A 3769-nucleotide genomic window follows, 5' to 3' on the forward strand; every position below is an offset into this window, starting at 1 on the left:
GTCTCGTCGGTGACGCCGCCGATCCACCTCCCCACGCTGTGGGGAGGAGAAGCCGCGCGGCGAGCGGCAGCGTCTTAAAAATCCACCGCCAGGCCTTTTTTCTCCCAGTCGCCGAAACGGGTCGGCTCCGGCCCCTTGCGGCCGCCGACCTCGTTCGGAAGCTCGGCGGCTTCCTCGGCGGCGCGGCGTTCGGCGGCCTCCAGAAGGGCGCGACGGGCGGCCTCGTTCAGGGGGCGCTCGGGCGTGGCGTGGGGCACGTCGGCGTTGAAGGCTTCCTCGAGGGAAGGTTCGGTCGGGGGGGTGGGCTGTTCGGTCACAGGTCGCCTGCCTTGAGAGCGGGGATACTGCGGCTCAAATAGACGTTCCGGCCGAACACGCCACCCCTTGAAGTCTGACAGCGCGACCGAAACACCGCATGAACCACCTGAAGACCTTCGCCCTGCTGGCCGTCATGACCGCCCTGTTCATGGGGATCGGCTATCTGATCGGCGGCGCGACCGGCATGGGAATCGCCCTGGTCGTGGCGGCGGGGATGAATCTGTTTTCCTATTGGAACGCGGACAAGATCGTCCTGAAGATGTACCGCGCCCAGCCGGTGGACGAGACTCATCCCAACGCCGTGGTGCGCGCCTATGTCGCCGATGTGAAGCAGATGGCGCAGGACGCCGGCATGCCCCTGCCCAACATCACCATCATCCCCAATGATCAGCCGAACGCCTTCGCGACGGGCCGCAATCCTCAGAACGCCGCAGTGGCGGCGACGACGGGCCTGCTGGACATGCTGACGCGCGAAGAGATCCGCGGCGTGATGGCGCACGAACTGGCCCATGTGAAGAACCGCGACACCCTGACCATGACGGTCACGGCGACGGTGGCGGGCGCCATCGCCATGCTGGCCAACTTCGCCCTGTTCTTTGGCGGCGGGGACGACCGCGAGCGTCCAGGCGGCATGATCGGGACCATCGCCCTGATGCTGCTGGCGCCGATGGCGGCGGGCCTGGTGCAGATGGCCATCAGCCGCACCCGAGAATACGAGGCCGACCGCGTCGGCGCCGAGATCGCCAACGACCCGCAGGCCCTGGCCTCGGCCCTGCAGAAGATCGAGGCCTATGCGCGCGGGGCCGTGAACGCCCCGGCCGAGCGCAATCCGGCCACGGCCCATATGTTCATCATCAATCCGCTGAACGGGAAGGGGGCGGACAATCTGTTCTCGACCCACCCGGCCACCGGCAACCGCGTGCGCGCCCTGATGGAGCTGGGCGCCAAGATGGGCATGGGCGGGCGCGTGCGTCCCGCGCCGGCCTTCGTCGCGCCTGCGCCTGTCGCCTCTGCTGCGCCGATCCGGGGGACCAGCGTGCCGACGACTGATGATGCGCCCGCTGCGCCGCCGCGCGGACCCTGGGGCTGACTTTCCGCAAGGATGGGGCTTTGCGCGCGAGACCTTAAGCCGCTAGAGCGAAATCGGTTCAGTTGGACGAGTGTCCAACTGAACACAGATATTCGCTCCAAGCATAGTTCTGGACCATTGTTCTGGGTTCAGTCGATTTCGACTGAACCGAAAATGGTCTAGAGCGCGCGCCATGACCGACGAGACCGACCCCAAACCGTCCGACGCCGACCGCCCCGAGTGGACCAAGGCGCATGGCCCGCTGCGTTCTTTCGGGCGCATCAAGTCGCGGCCGATCAAGGCGAAGCAGGCGGCCCTGTTCGACACCCTGATGCCGCGCATCGCCGTGCCGGACCCGGCCAAGGGGCCGATCGATCCCCAAGCCCTGATGCCGGGCGCGAAAGCCGCCTGGCTGGAGATCGGCTTCGGCGGCGGCGAACATCTGGCGGCGCAGGCGGCGCGTCATCCCGAGGCGGTGATGATCGGCTGCGAGCCCTTCCTGAACGGCGTCGCCTCGGCCCTGCGTCACGTCGAGGAGGGCGGGCTTGAGAATGTGCGCCTGCACGCCGACGACGCCCGCGCGGTGATGGCGGCCCTGCCGGACGCCTCGCTGGACCGGGTGATGATCCTGTTCCCCGACCCCTGGCACAAGGCGCGCCACAACAAGCGCCGCTTCCTGCAGGACGAGACGGCGGTGGAGATCGCCCGCCTGCTGAAGCCGGGCGGCCGCGTGCGCTTCGTCACCGACTGGCTGGATTACGCCGACTGGGCGCTGGAGCGTCTGGCGCGCACGCCGGGCCTGACGCGCCTTGAGACGGGCGCCGACTGGTTCGCCCCGCCCCAAGACCACGTCGTCACCCGCTATGAGGAAAAGAAGCTGGGCGACACCGATCCGATCTTTCTGGAGTTCGAACGCCGGACCTGACGCCACGGCGCAGGAACTTCTGCGAACGGCGGTTTTCCTTGTGTTTACCTGAAGCCGTCACCCTGCTCCGACAGTCAGGGGATATGGTCTATGGGTAGTTTGACGATCAGCGGGCGGGTGAACCTGCTTTCAGTGCTGGCGGTGGCCGGGCTTTTGCTGGTCACGGGCCTGTCGCTGATGAAACTCGACGGCGTGTTGCGCGACGAGATCGCCGACCGGACCCGGAAGACCGTTGAGGTGGCGCACAGCGCTGTCGCCCACTATCAGGCCCAGGAGCAGCTGGGCGTCATGACCCGCGCCCAGGCTCAGGCCGCCGCCCTGTCGACCCTGCGCGCCCTGCGCTATGGCCAAGACGACTATTTCTGGGTCAACGACATGCAGCCGCGCATGATCATGCACCCTTTCAGCCCGCAGTTGGAAGGGGAGGATCTGAGCGCCAAGACCGACGCCGACGGCGTCTTCATGTTCCGCGAGATGACCGAGGTCGCCCGGCGCGACGGCGCGGGCTTCGTCAACTATCGCTGGGCCAAGCCGGGCCAGCAGGAGCCGGCGCCGAAGGTGTCCTATGTCCAGGCCTTCCAGCCGTGGGGATGGGTGATCGGTTCGGGCGTCTATACGGATCAGATCGTCGCTACGGTGGGGCGGGCGGCCTTGGCCCTGGGCGGCATGGCGCTCGCCGTGGCGATCGCCATGGGCGTGGCCGGCTGGTTCCTGGGGCGATCGGTGGCGCAGCCGGTCGTGGCTCTGGCGGGCCGGATGAAGCGGCTGGCGGACGGCGACAAGGTTTCGGCCATTCCGGGCCTGGCGCGGCGTGACGAGATCGGGCGCATGGCCGGGGCCCTTGAGGTGTTCCGCGACGCCGCCATCGCCAATGACCGCCTGGAGGCCGAAACCGCCGCCCAGCGTCGGGCGGCCGAAGAGGATCGCGCCCGCGTCGAGGCCGAAAAGGCCCTGGCCGCCGAGGAAGATCGCGTCGCCGTCACCGCCCTGGCCGAAGGGCTGAACGCCATGGCGTCGGGCGACCTGACGCACCGCATGGTGGCGCCCAAGGCGGAGCAGCTGAAGGCCGACTTCAACGCCGCCATCTCGCAGCTGGAAAGCGCCGTGTCTGCGGTCGTGGCCAATGTCGCCGCCATTCGCTCGGGCTCGAACGAGATTTCTCAGGCCTCGGACGATCTGTCGCGCCGCACCGAACAGCAGGCCGCCAGTCTGGAAGAGACCGCCGCCGCCCTGGATCAGATCACCGCCACGGTGAACCGCACCGCCGACGGCGCCCGTCAGGCCTCGGGCGTGGCGCATTCGGCGCGCGACGACGCTGAGGGCAGCGGCCAGGTGGTGCGCGACACGGTCGCCGCCATGAGCCGCATCGAAGCGTCGTCCAACCAGATCGGCGACATCATCGGGGTGATCGACGAGATCGCCTTCCAGACCAACCTGCTGGCGCTGAACGCCGGCGT

At 68.2% G+C, this 3769-nt stretch carries 4 protein-coding genes; 3 read left to right on the forward strand and 1 reads right to left on the reverse strand.

What is annotated here, in order from left to right; genetic code table 11:
• Window positions 1-74: 74 nt before the first annotated feature.
• Window positions 75-317 (reverse strand): DUF1674 domain-containing protein, encoded by a 243-nt coding sequence (locus tag RT567_RS13605; protein WP_313576825.1) that lies wholly within the window; start codon window positions 315-317, stop codon window positions 75-77.
• Between the two features lie 98 nt (window positions 318-415).
• Here RT567_RS13605 and htpX point away from each other — a divergent pair, with 98 nt between their 5' ends.
• The 3 genes from htpX to RT567_RS13620 all read left to right on the forward strand — a co-directional run.
• The gene (gene htpX / locus RT567_RS13610; RefSeq protein WP_313576826.1) at window positions 416-1408 is read left to right on the forward strand and encodes a zinc metalloprotease HtpX; all 993 of its coding nucleotides are present in this window, start codon (window positions 416-418) and stop codon (window positions 1406-1408) included.
• A gap of 172 nt (window positions 1409-1580) precedes the next feature.
• A complete protein-coding gene (trmB, locus tag RT567_RS13615) occupies window positions 1581-2312 on the forward strand; it encodes a tRNA (guanosine(46)-N7)-methyltransferase TrmB (RefSeq protein WP_313576827.1) in 732 nt (243 codons plus the stop codon).
• A gap of 90 nt (window positions 2313-2402) precedes the next feature.
• Window positions 2403-3769, forward strand: a 1367-nt coding sequence (locus RT567_RS13620) for a methyl-accepting chemotaxis protein (RefSeq protein WP_313576828.1), incomplete at its 3' end; no start/stop codon positions are given.

The sequence above is a fragment of the Brevundimonas sp. genome (assembly GCF_032107865.1).
In the GTDB taxonomy this organism is placed as follows: Bacteria; Pseudomonadota; Alphaproteobacteria; order Caulobacterales; family Caulobacteraceae; genus Brevundimonas.